Here is an 833-nt window from a genome sequence, read left to right as displayed (position 1 = left end):
GTTGTTTCTTTCATGCTTTCATTTACGTTAATTATTACCTGTTTTAATTCACTTATTCTTTGTGATGATTCAACTGCCATTTCTTTCATCTCTTCTGCACTATGTGCAAGTTGCTCTGAATAATTTGCTATATTCTGTGCTCCTGATGCTATTTCTTCCATTCCACTATTTGCTTCTTCTGTTGCTGCTGCTACATCTTGTATCTCAAGTGTTGCCTTTTTCACTGTTTCTTCTGCTTCTCTTGATGATTTTTCAGCCTTTTCTACCATTTCATCAAGCAGTTGTGATACTGAATATACCTGGGCATTTAATTTCATTACTTCTCCAACTGTTTGTTTAAAGTTATCTACCAATATTTTAAATGCATTTGTAAGTTGACTTATTTCATCTTTTCCTTCTCTTGTTTGTATTTCAACTGTTAAATCTCTCTTTGCAACTTTTTCTGCAATTTGGCTTATTTCAATTATTGGTCTTGAGATGGATTTTGAGACAAAGTATGCAATTATTCCCGCAATTATTGCTATTATTATACCCGTTAATATTCCAAGATTAATTATTCTCATTGCATCGGAAATTAGTTTTCCATAGTCAAGAATTGTCATAACTTTTAGTGGAAGATCATCTATTTTTATAAAACTTGCAAATTTTTTACTTCCATTGTATTTGTATATAACACTACCTGTATCTTTAGAAAGAGCGTTGTAAAGGTCTTTTAAACTCTCATCTTTTGAAATATCAAATTTGTTTATGTAACCTTCGTTATTAGAATGAGCAACAACGAGCGTGTCATATAAAATAGCTAAAGAAGCAGAATGATCTTCAAGGTGAATATT

At 31.2% G+C, this 833-nt stretch carries 1 protein-coding gene; it reads right to left on the bottom strand.

Going from position 1 to position 833, the window contains the following annotated elements; translation table 11 throughout:
* A partial coding sequence (locus EO083_RS09740; RefSeq protein ID WP_164723720.1) for a methyl-accepting chemotaxis protein occupies positions 1–833 on the bottom strand: 833 nt, incomplete at both ends.

The sequence above is a fragment of the Thermosipho globiformans genome, from assembly GCF_003990895.1.
In the GTDB taxonomy this organism is placed as follows: Bacteria; Thermotogota; Thermotogae; order Thermotogales; family Fervidobacteriaceae; genus Thermosipho; species Thermosipho japonicus.
This window is presented reverse-complemented; position numbering and strand designations above follow the sequence as displayed.